This is a genomic window from Asticcacaulis aquihabitans (assembly GCF_032490435.1).
In the GTDB taxonomy this organism is placed as follows: Bacteria; Pseudomonadota; Alphaproteobacteria; order Caulobacterales; family Caulobacteraceae; genus Asticcacaulis.
This window is the reverse complement of sequence record NZ_JAVGWM010000004.1, coordinates 113550-132411: the sequence shown is the minus strand read 5'-3', so window position 1 is coordinate 132411 and position 18862 is coordinate 113550. Positions and strand designations below refer to the sequence as shown.

Annotated in this window: 18 protein-coding genes and 1 tRNA gene; 11 read left to right on the top strand and 8 right to left on the bottom strand. The window is 59.5% G+C overall.

What is annotated here, in order from left to right:
- Window positions 1–56: 56 nt before the first annotated feature.
- Window positions 57–782, top strand: a complete 726-nt coding sequence (locus RCJ00_RS15015) for a response regulator (protein ID WP_316223625.1) — start codon at window positions 57–59, stop codon at window positions 780–782.
- 9 nt (window positions 783–791) lie between these two features.
- Here RCJ00_RS15015 and RCJ00_RS15010 read toward each other — a convergent pair whose 3' ends face one another.
- Window positions 792–1313: a DUF4260 domain-containing protein gene (locus RCJ00_RS15010; protein WP_316222959.1), complete on the bottom strand. Its 522-nt coding sequence runs from the start codon at window positions 1311–1313 to the stop codon at window positions 792–794.
- A gap of 217 nt (window positions 1314–1530) precedes the next feature.
- Complete coding sequence (locus RCJ00_RS15005; protein ID WP_316222957.1) at window positions 1531–2568, bottom strand: aldo/keto reductase; 1038 nt, start codon at window positions 2566–2568, stop codon at window positions 1531–1533.
- Between the two features lie 161 nt (window positions 2569–2729).
- Between RCJ00_RS15005 and RCJ00_RS15000 the strand changes: the two genes are divergently transcribed.
- Window positions 2730–3635, top strand: a complete 906-nt coding sequence (locus RCJ00_RS15000) for a LysR family transcriptional regulator (protein WP_316222956.1) — start codon at window positions 2730–2732, stop codon at window positions 3633–3635.
- An 85-nt stretch (window positions 3636–3720) separates the two neighbouring features.
- Here the strand turns inward: RCJ00_RS15000 and RCJ00_RS14995 are convergent.
- From RCJ00_RS14995 to RCJ00_RS14985, 3 genes are all read right to left on the bottom strand, one after another.
- Window positions 3721–3797, bottom strand: a tRNA-Arg gene (locus RCJ00_RS14995).
- A 60-nt stretch (window positions 3798–3857) separates the two neighbouring features.
- A complete protein-coding gene (locus RCJ00_RS14990; protein WP_316222955.1) occupies window positions 3858–4853 on the bottom strand; it encodes a LacI family DNA-binding transcriptional regulator in 996 nt (331 codons plus the stop codon).
- Window positions 4854–4958: 105 nt separating this feature from the next.
- The gene (locus RCJ00_RS14985) at window positions 4959–6365 is read right to left on the bottom strand and encodes a helix-turn-helix domain-containing protein (RefSeq protein ID WP_316222953.1); all 1407 of its coding nucleotides are present in this window, start codon (window positions 6363–6365) and stop codon (window positions 4959–4961) included.
- A 165-nt stretch (window positions 6366–6530) separates the two neighbouring features.
- Here RCJ00_RS14985 and RCJ00_RS14980 point away from each other — a divergent pair, with 165 nt between their 5' ends.
- The 3 genes from RCJ00_RS14980 to RCJ00_RS14970 are packed head-to-tail and all read left to right on the top strand — an operon-like array spanning window position 6531 to window position 8191.
- Window positions 6531–6683, top strand: coding sequence for a hypothetical protein (locus RCJ00_RS14980; protein WP_316222952.1), 153 nt, complete (start codon window positions 6531–6533; stop codon window positions 6681–6683).
- A 5-nt stretch (window positions 6684–6688) separates the two neighbouring features.
- Window positions 6689–7969, top strand: a complete 1281-nt coding sequence (gene aceA, locus RCJ00_RS14975) for an isocitrate lyase (protein ID WP_316222951.1) — start codon at window positions 6689–6691, stop codon at window positions 7967–7969.
- A 12-nt stretch (window positions 7970–7981) separates the two neighbouring features.
- Window positions 7982–8191, top strand: coding sequence for a hypothetical protein (locus RCJ00_RS14970; protein WP_023457387.1), 210 nt, complete (start codon window positions 7982–7984; stop codon window positions 8189–8191).
- A 58-nt stretch (window positions 8192–8249) separates the two neighbouring features.
- Here the strand turns inward: RCJ00_RS14970 and RCJ00_RS14965 are convergent, their stop codons facing one another.
- Complete coding sequence (locus RCJ00_RS14965) at window positions 8250–9527, bottom strand: MFS transporter (protein WP_316222948.1); 1278 nt, start codon at window positions 9525–9527, stop codon at window positions 8250–8252.
- 115 nt (window positions 9528–9642) lie between these two features.
- On the opposite strand from RCJ00_RS14965, the gene RCJ00_RS14960 reads away from it, so the two are divergent.
- A complete protein-coding gene (locus tag RCJ00_RS14960; RefSeq protein ID WP_023457385.1) occupies window positions 9643–9858 on the top strand; it encodes a zinc-finger domain-containing protein in 216 nt (71 codons plus the stop codon).
- A gap of 57 nt (window positions 9859–9915) precedes the next feature.
- Window positions 9916–10383 carry a VOC family protein gene (locus RCJ00_RS14955; RefSeq protein ID WP_316222945.1) on the top strand — a complete coding sequence of 156 codons (468 nt, stop codon included), beginning with the start codon at window positions 9916–9918 and terminating at the stop codon, window positions 10381–10383.
- Here the strand turns inward: RCJ00_RS14955 and RCJ00_RS14950 are convergent, their stop codons facing one another.
- Window positions 10384–10680, bottom strand: coding sequence for a hypothetical protein (locus RCJ00_RS14950; RefSeq protein WP_316222944.1), 297 nt, complete (start codon window positions 10678–10680; stop codon window positions 10384–10386).
- A gap of 171 nt (window positions 10681–10851) precedes the next feature.
- Between RCJ00_RS14950 and polA the strand changes: the two genes are divergently transcribed.
- From polA to RCJ00_RS14935, 3 genes are all read left to right on the top strand, one after another.
- Window positions 10852–13725 carry a DNA polymerase I gene (polA, locus tag RCJ00_RS14945; RefSeq protein WP_316222943.1) on the top strand — a complete coding sequence of 958 codons (2874 nt, stop codon included), beginning with the start codon at window positions 10852–10854 and terminating at the stop codon, window positions 13723–13725.
- Window positions 13726–13929: 204 nt separating this feature from the next.
- Window positions 13930–15612: a methyl-accepting chemotaxis protein gene (locus tag RCJ00_RS14940; RefSeq protein ID WP_316222941.1), complete on the top strand. Its 1683-nt coding sequence runs from the start codon at window positions 13930–13932 to the stop codon at window positions 15610–15612.
- Between the two features lie 81 nt (window positions 15613–15693).
- Window positions 15694–16095: a VOC family protein gene (locus RCJ00_RS14935; RefSeq protein ID WP_316222939.1), complete on the top strand. Its 402-nt coding sequence runs from the start codon at window positions 15694–15696 to the stop codon at window positions 16093–16095.
- Window positions 16096–16131: 36 nt separating this feature from the next.
- Here RCJ00_RS14935 and RCJ00_RS14930 read toward each other — a convergent pair whose 3' ends face one another.
- A complete protein-coding gene (locus RCJ00_RS14930) occupies window positions 16132–17850 on the bottom strand; it encodes a hypothetical protein (RefSeq protein WP_316222937.1) in 1719 nt (572 codons plus the stop codon).
- 216 nt (window positions 17851–18066) lie between these two features.
- On the opposite strand from RCJ00_RS14930, the gene chvI reads away from it, so the two are divergent.
- The gene (gene chvI / locus RCJ00_RS14925; protein WP_316222936.1) at window positions 18067–18777 is read left to right on the top strand and encodes a two-component response regulator ChvI; all 711 of its coding nucleotides are present in this window, start codon (window positions 18067–18069) and stop codon (window positions 18775–18777) included.
- The last annotated feature ends 85 nt before the right edge of the window (window positions 18778–18862 follow it).

The window sequence follows — 18862 nt, the reverse complement described above, 5'->3', positions numbered from 1 at the left end:
TAATATGGAGCACATCTACAAGGGTGTTGTTTCCGCGTTTATTCAAAAAATTAACTATGTTGTATCCCCGCTCTACTAAACACAGGATCCTCGTTGTCGATGACATGGAGGATATACGAGATCTCGTCAGCATTATACTGGTCAAAAATGGATACGATGTGCTGACAGCCGACGGTGGCGCACAAATGGATGTCGTGCTGAGTCAAAAAAGGGTTGATCTCATTATCCTCGATACAATGATGCCGCTGGAGGATGGACTGTCTATTTGCAAACGGCTCAGCACAAAAAGCGCGCCTCCAATCATCATGTTGAGCGCCCGGGGGCAGGATATCGACAGGATAAAGGGGCTGGATCTGGGTGCGGAAGACTATATAGCCAAGCCATTCAATGCAGACGAACTGGTCGCCAGGGTCCGCGTGGTGCTCAGGCGGTTCCATAGGCCTGACCTGGGCGACGCCCAAAATGTCGACGTTTTCGGCTGGCGCCTTGACGCCATATCGCGTGTAATCACAAGCCCGGTCGGACTATCCCTGGCACTATCGTCAACGGAATTCGCAGTCATTCGAGTCCTGTTCGACAATCCAGACCGCCCACTGAAACGCCTGTTTATTCTTGATCGCATAGCAGACATGCAGGAACATTCGACGGCGCGAGCGCTCGATACGCTCATCTCGCGCCTAAGACGAAAGCTCGCCTCAATCCACCCGAATGCAGACAGTGACGACGAACTGGTGCGCACGGTCTATGGCGTGGGATATATGTTAAAGCCGGAAAACGGTTAGACCGCCCCTTTACACCGCGACCGCATTCCGTTTCTTGTCGCGACCTTTCAGCCCGAGGTGTGTGAAGCCAAATCCCGCTGCGTATTTCAGGCCATAGCCGGCAAAACGGTCAAAACCGACATGGGCGATCCAGATCAGACCCGCGCTCAACACCTCGGTATGTCCGAAATATTGGCCAATCGCGAGACACGCAATCGGTCCAATCAAACTGTGCCCGGCATTGTAAATCGCAGCCCCCGCCTTTTTGCCCAGCAGATACCCAAGCATGCTAAGGTCCGGCACAAGGAAAAATATGGCGAACCACATCCAGCCTGCGCCGAATTTTGAATAGGCCAGACATGCGGTAGCAAATATGACCAAGCCTTCTGTGCGAAGGATGAGGTTAGGAATTCCGGTTACAGACCCTGACATCGCAATCTCCTTGATAGGCCATGACCCTAACCCATTTGAAGATGAATTGAATTTGTCTAATTCTGAACATAACCTATGCGCTTTTGCATGGAATGTGGTTGCGCTCAGCTTCGCAATCATGTGCGCGAAGCGATGGATTATGGTCGGTGCCATCCAGGATGGAATAGGGTATGAGGGTTTTCATCACGGGTCCGAGCGGCGCCGTGCCAATGGGGCATGACGCCCGGCGGGACAAAGGCCCGCATCGCCGTCATCTCCCCCCGTGGGCTGGATAACAGCCTCTGGACGAGGAAGGTTTCGCTGGAGACGCCTGGTGTGTAGAGCACCCTCCGAATTGCTAACCGGCAATCGGAGGGTTGAGGCGGGAGAATCCCGCCTGGCGACGATAGGGAAAATGGGGGTAGGATGCAGAGACGGCGCTGGCTTCATCAAGCTTTGCGATCTGCTCGGGTGCAAGCGTCCAACCGACTGCGCCGAGGTTCTGGCGAAGCTGTTCTTCGTTGCGCGCGCCGATGATGACAGAGGAGACGGTGGGCCGCGTCGTTAGCCAGTTGAGCGCCACTTGCGGCACAGTCTTCCCGGTTTCCTCCGCCACGATGTTCAGCGCATCGATAACCCTGAACAGGTGTTCGTCGTCGACGGGAGGGCCGTAGCTCGCGGTTTCGTGCAGGCGACTGACTTCGGGCAACGGCGCACCGCGCTTGATCTTTCCAGTCAGGCGGCCCCAGCCGAGCGGCGACCAGACCAGCGCGCCCAGGCCCTGATCGGCCCCCAGCGGCATCAGATCCCATTCATAGTCGCGGCCAATCAGAGAGTAATAGACCTGGTTGGCGACGTAACGCGGCCAGCCATAGCGGTCGGCGACTGCCAAGGCCTTCATGATCTGCCAACCGGAAAAGTTGGACACGCCGACATAACGGATCTTCCCGGCTCGCACGAGTGTATCAAGCGTGGACAGAACCTCTTCCATCGGGGTGTTCACGTCGAAGGCGTGCAATTGCAGGAGATCGATATAGTCGGTGCGAAGGCGCTTCAGCGCATCCTCGACGGCGCGGATGAGGCGGAACCGCGACGAACCGGCGTCATTGGGACCATCTCCCATCGGCAGGCTGGTCTTGGTCGAAATTAGCACGCTGTCGCGCCGCCCCTTGAGGGCCGCCCCAAGCACCTCTTCAGAGGCGCCACTGGAATAAACATCTGCGGTGTCGAACAGGTTGACGCCGGTGTCGAGGCAAATGTCGATCAGGCGCCGCGCCTCCTCAACATCTGTGGTACCCCAAGCTCCGAACAGTGGCCCCGTTCCGCCGAATGTGCCCGCGCCGAAACTCAGCACTGGAACCTTGAGGCCCGACCGGCCCAGAAAACGATATTCCATGAAGAGGTCCTTTCTATTGGTGGATGAGGCATCGGCCGTCAGGCATAGAGAGCCAAAGGCATGATCTGTCTCGCAAGTTTCAAGTTGATACGACACATAGATCTCCATCATAAGATGATATAGTATGCGTAATAGAACATCATTTATGAATTGAAAGACCAATGGCACGCTCCGAGATAAACCGGACCCGCGAAATGGAAGTGTTCGTCTGTGTCGTGGAACGCGGAGGGTTCTCGGCGGCCGCGCGCGCTTGCCGCATGACGCCTTCCGCCGTCAGCAAGCTTGCCATCCGGCTCGAAGCGCGGCTTGGCGCTCGGCTGATCAATCGCTCGACACGCGCATTCCAGCTCACGCCAGAAGGATGCGCGTTCTACGAACGCGCGACACGCATTCTGGCGGATATTACGGATGCAGAACGCAGCGCGGGTGCAGGAGAGCAGCCCGTGGGACGCATCCGCCTCAACACCAGTGCGTCATACGCCACTCACATCCTGGCGCCGATCTTGCCGGAGTTTCTGGATCGCTATCCGGGCGTCACGCTCGATCTCGTGCAAACCGATATGGTGGTCGATCTGGTGGCGGAAAGGACCGACGTGGCGGTACGCGCCGGTCCGCTCAAAAGTTCCAGTCTTGTCGCCCGTAAGCTGGGCGACACGCCGATGATCGTGGTCGCTGCTCCGTCATACCTTGCCCGATTCGGCGAGCCTAAGACGCTTGAAGACCTGGAACGGCACAACCGTATCAGCTTCGGCTATGCCCGCACCGTCGATGGTTGGTCGATGAAGAAGGGAGCCGAGACCGTCATCGTCCCCGCTGTGGGGAGAGTTCAGGCAAGTGATGGCGAGGGGTTACGCCGATTGGCACTAAACGGCGCGGGGCTGGCACGTCTCGCGGCATTTACGGTGCGCGAAGATATCGCAACGGGGCGACTGGTGCCGGTGCTGGAACATCTGAACCCTGGTGATCGCGAAGCTTTCCACGCAATCCATATAGGACAAGGCGGACCGCTCCCGTCGCGCGTCCGGGTACTGCTCGATTACCTGGCCGAATGCGGACGGATTTCATGAGTCGGATGCTCGCGTTCCGCCTCATGCGGTAGCATAGAGTAATCGGCGGAAATCAGTTCGCTGAAAATGTCATTTCTAGGAAATATGGCGCACCCAAGAGGATTCGAACCTCTGACCTTTGCCTTCGGAGGGCAACGCTCTATCCAGCTGAGCTATGGGTGCCTGTGGCCTGAGAAGCCTACCTAAGCGAAAGCGGCTTCGTACTCAACTGCTAAAATGCGTTCAGGCGTTTTTGCGGCGCGTGCTGTCGCGGATAACCAGTTCAGGCGTGACGATCAGGCCTTCGTGCGGCTTCATTTCCCCTTCGTCGAGCGCGGCCACCAACAGTTCCAGCCCCCGCCGTCCGATGTCGAAGATACCCACGCGCAGGGTTGTCAGGGGCGGTGAGGTAAAGCGCGCGATGGGAATGTCGTCGAAGCCAATGACGGCGATATCGTCCGGCACATTCAGCCCCGCTTCGCGCAGGGCCAGAAGACAACCGACGGCCATCATATCGTTGGCGACGAATATGCCGTCCGGCCGGTCGCCGGACGCCAGGAACGCCTTGGTGCCGCGATAGCCCGACGCCTCGGTGAAGTCACCTTCGAAGACCTGCGGCGCGCGGCCTTCGGTCGCCGACAGGAAGCCGCGCTTGCGTTCCTCGGCTTCGAAATTGTGCTTCGGCCCGGAAATATGGGCAATGCGTTGGCATCCCTGGTCAATCAGGTGCTGCGCCGCCGTCACGCCGCCACCGAAATTATCGACGCTGATCGAGCCCTGGCCCACCTTGCCGATCCGGCTGGAAATGGTCACGAGCGGCAGGTTGAGCGGGATGATGGCGGCCAAGTCGTGCGATTCGACGAACGGCGACATGACCAGCAGCCCATCGACGCGTCCACCCATGGCCCGCACCGCGCGCACCGCTTCGTCCGGATTGCCATGGGAGCCCGACACCAGCACATGCAGATCACGCGCCCGTGCCGCCACGTCGACGCCGCGCATGATTTCGGCAAAGAACTCGCCGTAGATGTCAGGCAGAAGGACGCCCACCGTATTGGTACGCGACATGACAAGCGAGCGGGCGCCGCCGTGTGGCACGTAACGCAGGCGCTTGGCGGCTTCGAGCACGCGCGCCTTCACATCGTCGGTGACATTGTCCAGCCCGTTTATGGCGCGGGATGCCGAAGCGATCGACACGTTCGCTTCGCGTGCAATATCCTTCAGCGTAACTCCCGACATGGTGTCTCCCAGAATGGCGGCAACCTATGCGTTTCCGGCACGGGTGTAAATGCAGACTTTGTGGCGCTCAGAGGCCGCGCACGCTTGGCATTATTCGTATTTAGGTCAAAATGGAAAAGCGGTCACGCCTTTGATCCATTCGTCGATCTGTAACGCCTTGACCGCCGGCGGGGCGGCGCGTTCGCGACAGTTCGGGCGCTCACACAGGCGGCACATCGGCCCGGTCTGGACCGCATTGGGTTGGGCCAGGTCAAGCCCGCGGGCGTAGATCAGCTTTTCGGCATATTTCAATTCACAGCCCAGGCCGATGGCCGCCTGGGAATAGGCCCCATCGGCATAGGGGCTTAAGTTGCGGTCAAGCGTGCGCGATACAGTGAAATAGCGCAGGCCATCCGGCGTCTCTATGACCTGGGTAATAACCCGGCCTGGCGTCTGGAAGGCCTGATGGATGTTCCAACGCGGACAGGCGCCGCCATATCTCGAAAACGGGAAATGTCCGGCGGCGAAGCGCTTGGACACATTGCCGGCGCTGTCGATCCGCATCAGGAAAAACGGTACGCCGCGCGCGCCCGGCCGCGATAATGTGGTCAGACGTTGGGACGCCTGTTCCCACGACACCTCGAACGGGGCGCGCAACAGCTCGATATCGTAGGCGTTTTGTTCCGCCATTTCCAGAAAAGCAGAATAAGGCATCAGGGTCGCGGCGGCGAGAGCGTTGAGCAGGGCGATTTTGTACAGACGCTGCGTCGCCAGGTCCGGCGCCCGCGTCTTTTCCGCCAAGGCATTGATTTCAGACCCATATTCGCTAAGCGCCAATTGATAGAGGATGGCGAAACGCCGTGACGAGGCGCCGAGCGTCTCGGAAATCATCAGCCGGCGACGGTGCGGATCGAAGCGGCGCTGGTACATCATCATCACCTGAGCCGGCATCAACCGGATATCGATGCGATAGACCTCGGCCAACCGCTTTTGCGCCGCCTCGGCCAGGCCATGCGGATCGCCGCCCAGCACAGCGAACAGGCGCTCACCCAGTTCGTCCAGTTCGGGAAAGAAGTTGTGATGGGTCTGAATCTGGTCGCGCACCCAGTCGGAAGGCGACTGGTCGGCGTCTTCCGGCGCAATGGCCACGGCGTCGCGTTTCCGACGTTCGACATAGGCGCGGTACAGCCGCGTCACCGCCTCGGCCGCCATTGGGGATACGGCGACCAGTTCGGATATTTCCCGGCGCGGCAGGTGCAGGCCCTTGAACAGGGGATCCGCGAAGATTTCGAGCAGGTCCGCCTCCCCCGCCGGCTCGCTGTCATCGGTAAAAGTGCGCAGGTCCAGATCGTAGGTTGCAGCCAGCTTAAGCAGGACCTGAGCCGTTACCGGCCGCTGGTTGCGTTCGAGGTGGTTAAGATAGGAGGCCGACACGCCCAGATCGGCGGCCATCTGGGTCTGTGTCAAGGACAGATCATAGCGCAGCCGTTTCAGCCGCCCCCCGAGAAACAGTTTGCGATCCAGGTCTGCCATGTCACCTCACAGGTGGACACATTGTCACAAATTTACAAAACTTGCAATGTCACAATTTTCCAAATGTCGCCAATTGTGCTGCCAGATCTCTATATTTTCCTATCATATAAGCGTTTCATGTCTCCACACATACCGACGGCAAGACCGTCCGAAAGGAGACATGTTATGACAAATAGACCAGAGCCTACACCTTTTACCACCCCATGGGACGTGGCCACGGCCTATGTCGCCTCCTTCGGGCTGTTCGCGCCCGGCCTTCTGATGGCCGCCCGCCGCGTTCCGCCGCCCCAGCCTTCACGCCAATCGTCTCAAGGATAACAGACATGACAACCTTCCAAGATCTTGTTCCCACCGCCGCGCCGAACCGGTTCGACGGCATCGAGCGCCCCTACACCCCGGCCGATGTTTTGAGGCTGCGCGGATCATTTCCTATCCAGCATACTCTGGCCGAACGCGGTGCGAACCGTTTGTGGGACCTTTTGCATACCGAGCCGTTCATCAACTCGCTGGGCGCCATGACCGGCAACCAGGCTATGCAAATGGTCCGTGCCGGACTTAAGGCGATCTATCTGTCCGGCTGGCAGGTCGCGGCGGATTCCAACACCGCGTCGTCCATGTATCCAGACCAATCACTGTATCCGGCCAATGCCGCGCCGGAACTGTGCCGCCGCATCAACCGCACCCTGCAACGCGCCGATCAGATCGAGCATAGCGAAGGCGGCGCCAAACGCGAATGGTTCGCCCCCATCGTCGCCGATGCCGAGGCCGGTTTCGGCGGCCCGCTCAACAGCTTCGAGATCATGAAGGCCTTTATCGAGGCGGGCGCCGCCGGCGTCCATTTCGAGGACCAGCTGGCCTCGGAAAAGAAGTGTGGGCATCTCGGCGGCAAGGTGCTGATCCCGACCCAAGCTCACGAACGCAACCTGATTTCGGCGCGTCTGGCGGCCGACGTCATGGGCGTGCCGACCCTGACGGTCGCTCGCACCGATGCGGAATCCGCCCAACTCATCACATCGGATGTCGATGAACGCGATCACCCGTTCATTGAGCGCGACAACCGCACCGTCGAAGGCTTCTTCCGCCTGAAACCCGGCACAGGCCTTGATCACTGCATCGCCCGCGGCCTGTCCTATGCGCGCTATGCCGACCTGTTATGGTGGGAAACCTCGCACCCCGATCTGGACGACGCGCGCCGCTTCGCCGAAGCCGTCCACAAGCAATATCCCGGCAAGCTTCTGGCCTATAACTGTTCGCCGTCGTTCAATTGGGAAGCCAAGCTCGACAAGGCGACCATCGCCAAGTTCCAGCGCGAATTGGGCGCCATGGGGTACAAGTATCAGTTCGTCACCCTGGCCGGTTTCCACGCCCTCAACAATTCGATGTTCGAATTGGCCGACGGCTACCGCGATCACGGCATGGCGGCCTATTCCGAGCTTCAGCAGCGTGAATTTGCCAACGAAGCGCGCGGCTACACCGCCACCCGTCACCAACGCGAAGTCGGCACCGGCTATTTCGACAAGGTCGCCGAGACCATCACCAATGGCCAGTCTTCCACCACCGCTATGAAAGCCTCAACCGAGACGGCGCAATTCGCGGCCGAATAAGGAGTAATGACAATGGATCCCCTGAACCGAGCCGACGCCATCATCGACTTCTGTCTGTCGCCGCTGGCGCTCGATCCCAATGCCCAAACCACCCTGGAGGTGCGACGCCGCCTGGAGCATGTCATCAAGACCTACCAGACGAAAATCACGCAGCCCGTCGCGGTGGATTTTTCCAAAATGCCGTCACTGGTTATCAATGAGGCGGCGCACGGCTACGAATAGCCGCCAGCCGTGCCTTAGCAAGTCGTGCCTTTTCCGCCCTCATGCGGAAAGGGCATGCTTACGTTTCATCGGTGTCAAAAGCCGACGCGCGCCGAGTATCAGCAGTGAAGACATAGACCAGCAGCGAAACGGCGATACAGGCGGTCACGTACCAGAAGAAGTGCGATTCATGACCGGCGTTTTTCAGCCATAGGGCGACATATTCCGCCGACCCGCCGAACACAGACACCGCCAAGGCATAGGGCAGCGCGACACCAAGCGCGCGGACGTGGGAGGGAAACAGTCCCGCCTTCACCACCGCGTTGATCGACGTATAACCACTGACGATGACCAGGGCCGCCATGACAAGCCCGAAGGCGGTCCAGAAGTCCTGCGCCCCCGCCAGGGCGGTCATGATCGGCACCGTAAACAGGACACCCAGCACGCCGAAACCGATCAGCAGCGGACGCCGGCCGATACGGTCGGACAAGGCGCCGAACGCCGGCTGCAACAGCATGTAGAGGCATAGGGTCAGGGCCGACAGGGTGGTGGCGTCGTTCTTGCTCCAGCCGGTCGTGTTGACCAAAAACTTCTGCATGTAGGTGGTGTAGGTATAGAAGGCTACCGTTCCGCCAAGCGTCAGGCCCACGACTTGAAGCGCCTGCCACGGATGATCTTTTAGAAGCGCCCAGGTGCGATTGCGCGCAAATGCGCGCCCGGCTTCGAACGAACGGGTTTCAGCGATGTGGGTGCGGATGAACAGGGCCGCGACGGCCAGCAATGCCCCGATGACAAAGGGAATGCGCCAGCCCCAGATGTCGAGTTGTTCAGGCGTCAGCAGCCATTTTTGCAAGGCGATCAACACGCCGAGCGCAATCAGCTGGCCCATGATCAGGGTGACATACTGAAAACTCGACCAGAACCCGCGGTGGGTCGCCCCGGCCATTTCCGACAGGTATGTGGCACTGGCGCCGTATTCACCGCCGACGCTTAAGCCCTGCAACAGGCGGGCAAACAACAGAAGCGCCGGTGCGGCGATGCCAATGGTGGCATAGCCCGGCGTGATGGCGATGATCAGTGAGCCCGCGCACATCAGCAAAATCGAGGCGGTCAGCGCGGTTTTACGCCCGTACCGGTCAGCATACCAACCCAGCAGCCATCCGCCGATCGGACGCATGAAAAATCCCACGGCGAAAATGGCCGCCGTGTTGAGCAATTGCGCCGTCGGGCTCGAATTGGGGAAAAAGGCCTTTGAAAAATAGAGGGTAAAGGCCGAATAGGCGTACCAGTCGTACCATTCGACCAGATTGCCGATGGACCCGCCCAGGATAGAACCGAGTTTGCCGCCCTGCTTCATTTGCGTCCCTGTTGTATCGGCCGAAGGTTTCACACTTCAATTGACGACACAAGGCGGTTTGATTTAAGGATCGGAGCGGTTTCCGCCCCAATTGCCCCTAAGGTACAGCAGCGTCATGAGCGACACCCTCCCAGCCCCCGAAGTCATCTATGTCGACACGCATAAGGTCGCCTGCAACGGCGGTGGTGGCGCCTTGGGCCATCCGCTGACCTATTATGAGCTGGGTGAGGACGGCACGGCGGAATGCGGCTATTGCGACCGCAAGTTCGTGCACAAGGATCACGCCCACGACTATCACGATCCGGCACCGCGCCCCGAAGGCGAGCACTAGGCGCATGCCAAACACGTTCGCGGGCCTCCCGGCCACCCTGCGCGCCCGGGCAGGCTGATGCGTTATCTGCACACCATGGTCCGGGTGAAGGACATCGATGCGGCTCTGCGCTTCTACTGCGACGGGCTAGGGCTCTACGAACAACGTCGGATCGACAATGACGCAGGCCGCTTCACGCTGGTGTTCCTGGCTGCGCCGGAAGACCGGGACATGGCGACACCGACCGAGGCCTTACGGGGCCAAGCACATGTCGAACTGACCTATAACTGGCCCGACGAAACCGGCGCGGTCGAAGACTATCAGGGCGGCCGCAACTTTGGTCACCTGGCCTATGAGGTCGACGACATCTACGCGCTCTGCCAGCATCTAAGCGATATGGGTGTGGTCATAAATCGTCCGCCGCGTGACGGGTCGATGGCCTTCGTGCGTTCGCCGGACGGCATTTCAGTCGAGCTGCTGCAAAAAGGCCACCCGAAGGCGCCGGCGGAACCGTGGGCCTCCATGCCCAACAGCGGAAGCTGGTAGTCATCCCGCCTTGAAAACCGGCGTCTGTGTGACGTCCAGCGTTTTGACGGCGGACAGTTCCACCAGATGGCTCAAAGCACTGTCCGCGTCGAATTCACGCGTCTGAACCATAGCCAGCGTCTTGGCGATATAGGCATCCAACCCGGCACCATCATCATGGCTCAGTTGCGGATGGCAGAATTTTTTCAAATCGGCCACGGCATCGCCCGGCGTGATATCGCCGCGCAAAAACATTTCGAGAATCCGGCTGATATTGATGCGCACCGCCGTATGACCGGCATCTTTGACCATGGACATTTGCCACTCCATTTCCATAAAATTTTCATGGTTATTATACACACGCGAAAACGCCTGACACTGCGACATAGTGCCCACGCCACCTATACTGACGATGGCTGTCGCTTTTGTTTGGCATGATCGTCAGATCGCCGTATGAAGGCTGACCGTAGACAAGAGACCCTACCCGACATGGATGACACTTCGACCGCCCCCGCTGAAAAACAGAAGCGACTCGTCCTGATTGATGGGTCGGGCTACATTTTCCGCGCCTATCATGGGCTGCCCCCCCTGACACGCAAGTCGGACGGCCTGCCGGTTGGGGCGGTGGCCGGTTTCTGCAACATGCTGTACAAGCTGATCAAGGAACACCGCGGGGACGATGCGCCGTCGCATCTGGCCGTCATTTTCGACGCGTCTTCGCATACCTTCCGCAACGAAATCTACGATCAGTACAAGGCGCACCGCCCCCCGCCCCCGGAAGACCTGATCCCTCAGTTTCCCCTGATCCGCGACGCGACACGCGCCTTCGGCCTGCCCGCCGTCGAGCAACTAGGCTTCGAAGCCGATGACCTAATCTGTACCTATACGCATCTGGCCAAAAAGGACGGTTTCAAGGTCACGATTATTTCGTCCGATAAGGACCTGATGCAATTGATCGATGACGATGTGATGATGCTCGATCCTGTCAAGAGCACGCTGGTCGGGCGCGAGGAAGTCATTGCGAAATTCGGCGTGCCGCCGGAACTGGTCGTCGATGCGCAGGCGCTGATTGGCGATTCCGCCGACAATGTGCCGGGCGCCCCCGGTATCGGGGTCAAGACGGCGGCGCAGTTGCTCCTTGAATACGGCAATCTCGACAGCCTGCTGGCCCGCGCGTCCGAGATCAAACAGGAGAAGCGCCGCCAGACCCTGATCGATTTCCGCGACCAGATCCTGATGTCGCGCGAACTGGTGACCCTGCGCTGCGATTCCCCCACACCGGTAGACATCGACACATTCGCCTTGAAACAGCCGGAGCCCGATGTCCTGACGGCTTTTTTGAGCGTGATGGAATTCGCCTCTCTGGCAAGACGGGTCGGCGGCACCCTGTCCAATCTTGATTCGTCAACGGCACTCGACAAGGTGCCGACCGCACCGATCCTGCGCCCGCTTTACGGCGCCCCGGTCAAGGGACCCGCTGAGGCCGCCATTCAGCCGGTCGAGCGCGACAAATATGTCTGCGTACAGACCCTGAGCGAACTGGAACGCTGGATCGCCTGCGCCTACGACGCCCAGGTCATCGCCATCGACACCGAAACCGACGATCTGTCGGCATCGCATGCCAACCTGTGCGGCATTTCACTAGCGGTCGGCCCGACCCAGGCCTGTTACATTCCGCTCGGCCATACCTCAACCGAAGGCTTCGATTTCGGCGATGGCGGCGGCCTGGAACAGATTGATCTGAAACAGGCCATCAACGCGTTGAAGCCTTTGTTCGAAAATCCGACGGTCCTGAAGGTCGGCCAGAACATCAAGTACGACCTGTCGGTCCTGCACCGATACGGCATAGATGTCGCGCCGTATGACGACACCATGCTGATCTCCTATGTCCTGGAAGGCGGTCTGCACGGCCACGGCATGGATGAACTGTCCGAACAGCATCTAGGTCACACCCCCATTACGTTCAAGCAGGTGGCCGGTAGCGGCAAATCGGCCAAGTCGTTCAAATATGTCGAGCTCAAGGCCGCGACCGAATATGCGGCCGAAGACGCCGATGTCACCTTGCGCCTGTGGCAGATTCTTAAGCCGCGCCTGCAACGCGAAGGCCTGCTCACGGTCTACGAAACCCTTGAACGCCAGATGCCCGCCGTCCTGTCCGAAATGGAACTGGCCGGCATCCGTATCGATCCAGCGGTGCTGCAATCCTTGTCGCACGATTTCGGCACCCGCATGGCCGAGATCGAAGCCGAGGCCCAAAACCTGGTCGGGCGGCCGTTCAACATGAACAGCCCCCAACAACTGGGCGCCATCTTTTACGATGAGATGAATCTGCCCGGCGGCAAGCGCACGGCGTCGGGACAATGGGCGACGGATGCAAAGACGCTGGAGGAAATCGCCGAGGGCAAGGGCGGCACGGAAGCCGGCCAGCCGCTGGCGCGGCTGCTGCTCGATTACCGTCAGATGGCGAAGCTAAAAGGCACCTATACGGACGCCCTCGTCACCTACGCCGATGCGCAGACCCAGCGCATACATACCAGTTTCCATCTGGCGGCAACGCCGACGGGGCGGCTGTCGTCCAACGAACCGAATCTACAGAACATCCCGATCCGCACCAAGGAGGGCCGCAAGATCCGGCAGGCCTTCATCGCCAAGCCGGGACACAAGCTGATCAGCGCCGACTATTCGCAGATCGAACTGCGCATCCTGGCCCATATCGGTGACATTCCCCAACTGAAACAGGCCTTCGCGCGCGGCGACGATATCCACGCCATGACCGCGTCGGAGATGTTCAATACGCCGATGGCCGATATGACTTCTGAAATCCGCCGCCGCGCCAAGGCGATCAATTTCGGCATCATCTACGGCATTTCAGGCTTCGGCCTGGCCAATCAACTTGGCATCGACCAAGGCGAGGCCGGACGATACATCAAAACCTATTTCGAACGTTTCCCCGGCATCAAGGACTACATGGACGCCACTAAGGCGTTCGTGCGGGAACATGGTTTCGTCACGACCCTGATGGGCCGCAAGATTCACATCCCGGAAATCAACGGCAAGGCCGGAGCGCTCAAGGCCTTTGCCGAACGCGCAGCCATCAACGCGCCGATCCAAGGCACCGCCGCCGACGTCATCCGCCGTGCCATGATGCGCATGCCCAAGGCACTTACCGACGCTGGCTTCGCCACCCGGATGCTGCTTCAGGTCCACGACGAACTGATCTTCGAAGCCCCGGATGCCGAGGTCGATGCCGTCATGCCGCTAATCAAGCGGATCATGTCGGACGCCACCCTGCCCGCGCTTGAAATGAACGTCCCGCTTGTGGTTGAAGCCCATGCCGCTCTTAACTGGGACGAAGCTCACTAACCCTTATAAATCATAGGGGTTTGGCCACAAAAAATTCCCTCTGAAATGTGTCGCAAGAGCAAAAATTAATTCATTCTTCACCATAGGTTGACATTTTCCCAAAATGTCGAAACGGGCTGCGTATTAGGGCCACCGATCCGCCGCAGTTTGCGCAGGCTGCCGGATGCGACCTGTTTTGCGTATCCGGCCCCTGGGAACGGCTAAATGCTGAAAAATATGACGATCCGCGCACGTGTTATTGCGGCATTTGCCGTGGTCTTGTGCGCTACCGCTGCTCTCGGCATCTTCTCGATCCTCCGCCTCGGCGCCGTGAACGCCGCTGCCAACGATGTGGGCACAAACTGGCTGCCGGCTGCAAATGTTCTGGGTGACCTGTCCCAGGACTTCGAACGGCTTCGCGCGCGCCAGGGCCAGTACCTGCTGGCTCCCACCGAAAAGAAGGCGGCACTGGCCGACATGATCAAGGATTCGGAGAAAGCCGTTTCCGCCTCGCTGACCGCCTATAAGCCGCTGATCACCAAGGGTAAGGAAGAAGCCCTGGCCGACTCGATCAATACCTCTGTCGGCGCCTATCTCACAACGAGCGGTGCCTTGCTCGATATGGCTGGTGCCGGCGACCTGAACGGGGCCGTAAGTCTCTATTTCGGGGATATGCAAGACAGCGCCAACCTTGCCCGCACAGCTATCCGGGCCGACCGCGCCTACCAACTCACCGAAGGTCATAACGCCGCGCAAGCCGGAATGGCGCTCGGTAAATCCGCCGTGACCTTGATCATGCTGGCCCTCGGCTTTACGGCACTGGTCTGTGTCGTCATCGGCTTTGTGATGATCCGCACGATCTCGACGCCGATAAAGCGCATGTCGAGCGTCATGCAGAAGCTGGCCGACGGCGATACGACGGTCGCTATTCCCAATGCCGGCGAACACAATGAAATCGGCGACATGGCGATGACCGTCGAAGTCTTCCGCGACAATCTGATCCGCACGCGTCAACTGGAAGAAGACAGCCGTCAGGCACGCGAAGACGAGGAAGTACAGCGCAAGCGAACCATGTATGAACTTGCCGATCAGTTCGAAAACGCCGTCGGCGGTATCGTCGAAATGGTATCCTCGGCGGCCACGGAGATGCAAGCCACGGCATCGCAATTGACGTCGTCCGCCCAGGAATCCGCCGCCCAGGCCATTTCCGTCTCCGCCGCCGCCGAAGAGGCCGGCACCAATGTCACCTCCGTCGCCGGTTCAGCCGAAGAGCTCGGCGCATCCGTGTCCGAGATCGGCCGCCAGGTCGAACATTCGTCGGCCAAGGCCCGCGCTGCCGTTACCGAAGCCGACGCCACCGCCGCCATCGTCTTCGAATTGTCAGAGGCCGCCGGCCGCATCACCGGCATTGTCGACATGATCACAGGCATTGCCGCCCAGACCAACCTATTGGCGCTAAACGCCACGATCGAATCGGCGCGCGCGGGAGAGGCCGGGAAAGGCTTCGCGGTCGTCGCCGCCGAGGTCAAGCAACTGGCCCAGCAGACGAGCAAGGCCACCGCCGAAATCAGCCAGCATATCGGTAGCATTCAGACCACGACCCAGCGCGCGGTTGAAGCGATTGGCAACATTACCGGCACGATCCGCGACATCAACATCGCCTCTTCCACCATCGCCGCCGCTGTGGAACAACAGGGCGCGGCGACCAGCGAAATCGTCCACGCCGTCAATCAGGCGTCATCGGGCACACAGGAAGTCACCTACAATATCACCGGCGTGGCACGCATGGCCGAGGAAACCGGCGCGGGTGCTTCTCAGGTCCTCAGCGCATCGGCAGAACTGGCACATCAGGCGTCAAACCTGCGCAGCCAGATCAATAGTTTCCTGGCGCACGTACGGGCGGCATAGCCCTACCCACGGCTGGAGCAACACACTATAGGCAAGGCGCGGCGGTTGAACATCGCCGCGCTTTTTGCTTATTGTGGCAATATGATCGTAAAGAATCTCAACCATATCAATATTCAGACGCGCGACATGGCGCAAACCATCGCCTTTTACAGCGAGTTGCTGGGGCTTGAAGCCCGCACCGCGCCGCGCCGGAAGCCGGAAGAACGACAATGGCTATATGACAGCAAGAACCGCGCGGTCATTCACCTCAACCTGTTCGGAACGGACAACACCTATACGCGCGAAGTCATTCCTGGCGGCACGACCGGCGCCATCCATCATATCGCCTTCGAATGCGACGGGCTTGAAGAAATGGTGCGACGGCTAGAGGGCCGCGGCCTGCGTTATGAACGTACCGAACTACCGGAAATCGATCTGACGCAGTTGTTCGTGGTTGATCCCAACAATGTGCTGCTTGAGCTGAATTTCAGGCACCCGGCCTGACGTCTGCGGTCTATCCCGAATTCGGCTTGCGATCCGCTACGCCGCTAAACCGGCCGCCTGCATCATCGGCCGCAAGGTCGCAAGTATCTGCGGCTGGGACGACAGGCCTGAGCGGATTTGCGGGTCGCGCAGCATACGCATGACTTCGGCCTTCGCCTGGTCGCTCAATGGGCCCAGCGGTGCCGACCGGCCAGAGGCGAAACTGAGCAGCATGGATAATTTCTGCATCGGTGGGAAATTGCCGCGCACCACATGCGCCAGCAGTTTGATCTCTCCGGCGATCCGATCACCGATCTGCCCCAGCTTCAGGCTGATCTCCTGACTATCCTGATCGATAAGCGCTGCGGCGCGGACCCGGTCTTGCATCTGGGCCAGGGCCAGCAGACGTTGCGCCGGCGACCGGGTATTGCCCTGGCCGCTTTCGCGCATATAGCGTTCGAACTTGGCCGCGCCAACAATCTGGGTCAGCCAACGCGCGGCCTGGCGTTTATTGGCGGCGCCAACCATGTTTTCGCATAGCCAGATCAGTTTGTCGGCCTCATCGGCCGGTGATACGGCGGTTTGCAACAGGCTATCGACGAAATCGGCGGATACCAGCTTCTTGGAGCGCTCCGCAAACGCATCCTTGATGTCCTCACGCTGGGCATCGTCGCGGCCCGCGGCCGTCATGCACAGGGCCAGGACACGCAGGGTTTCGATCTCGCCATCCGGGTTGCCCGGCTTCAGGCGACGTGGCCCTTTCAATTCCTGCATCAGGCGGCGCGAAATGCTGTTCGCCAAATGGGGCAGACGACCGTCACGAATTAAATCGTGGTACCCGCCCAGCACACCGTCAAGCGGCGGCATCAGCCGCGCAACGCGCGGATCGACATCGGCGATGCAGGCGACTTCGCGGCCCGCCGCCATGCGTGTCATGACGGCCATGGAATCCCCCAGATCCGTTTCCTGACCCAGCACATCATTCAGACTGGCGCGCGAAGCGAAAATCTCGACCACCGGCCCTTCGATCATCTGCAAGGCCCAGCCGCAGGTCTCCTGACCAGCGAAGGCCTGCGCGAACTGCAAGAGCAGCTCAAGCTTCGCGGCGGGGCGTTTGTGCGGCTTAAGCGCCGACGCGACGGCGCCGCCCAAGATGTAGGTGCGCTCGGGGTGCGCCTGCAACCGGGCCGCCAGAGCCACGGCCGTCTCCGGCGAGGTGGCTGGGAACAGGTTTTTTCGGCCATCCTGAATCAGGCGCGTGCAGGCCTTGTCGAACAGAGCTGTCCAACGTCGCATCAGGTTATGCAGGTCCTGGCCGGTATCATGACTTTCCGGCACAGCCAGCTTCTGCACCACATGCAGCAGATCACTCCCGGACGCTTCCAATTTTTCGGCCAGGTCAGGGCGATGCAACAGTTCAAACGGTGTCACCTGCTGCTTGTTCAGCCAGTCTTCCAGCAGACGGGAAATTTTTTCACGGGCCAGCGGGGTATAGAGGTCCTGAGGGCTGGTGCAGATTGTGTCAGTGTCCGGCGCCAGCTTCAGCTTCTTCGCCGGCGCCGTCACGCCCTTTTCAAAGACGGTCAGACTACGGAACTCGCCGCTGTCCTGATCGTACATCTCCTTAGAGACGCGAACCGCCGAACGACCGCCTTTCAGCATGTCTTCCGCCGCTTCCATAACCAGATTGCGTGTTTCGGACGCCATTTCGAGCACCCACGAGGCCTGTGGGGTGCGGCGCGAAAACAACTCGTAATGCACCGGATGATGGCTCATGCCTGTTTGTCACCTGCTTGATATTCTTCAAAATCTTACACATATGATATTAAATTATCCTTATGGCCGCGAATTCGCCGCGTTGACGCCTTTAAAAGAACGCGCCTAAGGTTGTATGGATCAAACGCGCCTGTCCAAAATCCGAATGGACTTTTTGTAATTCGATTTGGCATCGGTAGTGAAATAGGCAGGCTTTACCTGCGGACTGGAGAAAATATGGCCAGAATTACCTTGGTCGACGACGACGAAAACATTGTCACCAGCGTCTCCTTAGCGTTGGAAAGCGGCGGACACACGATACAGGCCTATTACGACGGCGCTGCCGGTCTGGCAGCCCTTGAAAAAGATCCGCCCGATCTTGCCATCCTCGACGTCAAGATGCCGCGTATGGACGGCATGGAAGTGTTGCGCCGCTTGCGGGCCACCTCCAACCTGCCGGTTATCATCCTGACGTCCAAAGATGACGAAATCGATGAAGTGCTCGGCTTCAACCTCGGCGCCGACGACTACATGCACAAGCCGTTCTCGCAACGCCTACTGCTCGAACGCGTCAAGGCCGTACTTCGCCGCGCCGGCATTGTCGAGCAAGGCGAGGCGCCGGAAGTCACCGAAGCGCTGAACGCCAAATCGCTCAAGCGCGGCAAGCTGGTCATGGACGCCGCCCGCCACGAATGCACGTGGGACGGCAGGCCCGTTCGCCTGACCGTCACGGAATTCCTTCTGCTGCATGCCCTCGCCCAGCGTCCCGGCTTCGTGAAGAGCCGCGACAACCTGATGGATGCCGCTTATGACGACCAGGTATATGTCGATGACCGCACCATCGACAGCCACGTCAAGCGCATGCGTAAGAAATTCCGTCAGGTCGATCCAACCTTTGATTCGATCGAAACCCTGTACGGTGTCGGGTATCGTTACCGCGAAATCTAGGCCGGGAAATCTGGGTCCAGAAATCTGAAACAAGAAATCTGGACCAGAAATCTCAGCTTGGCGGCAAACCCGGCCCGAGCATCGC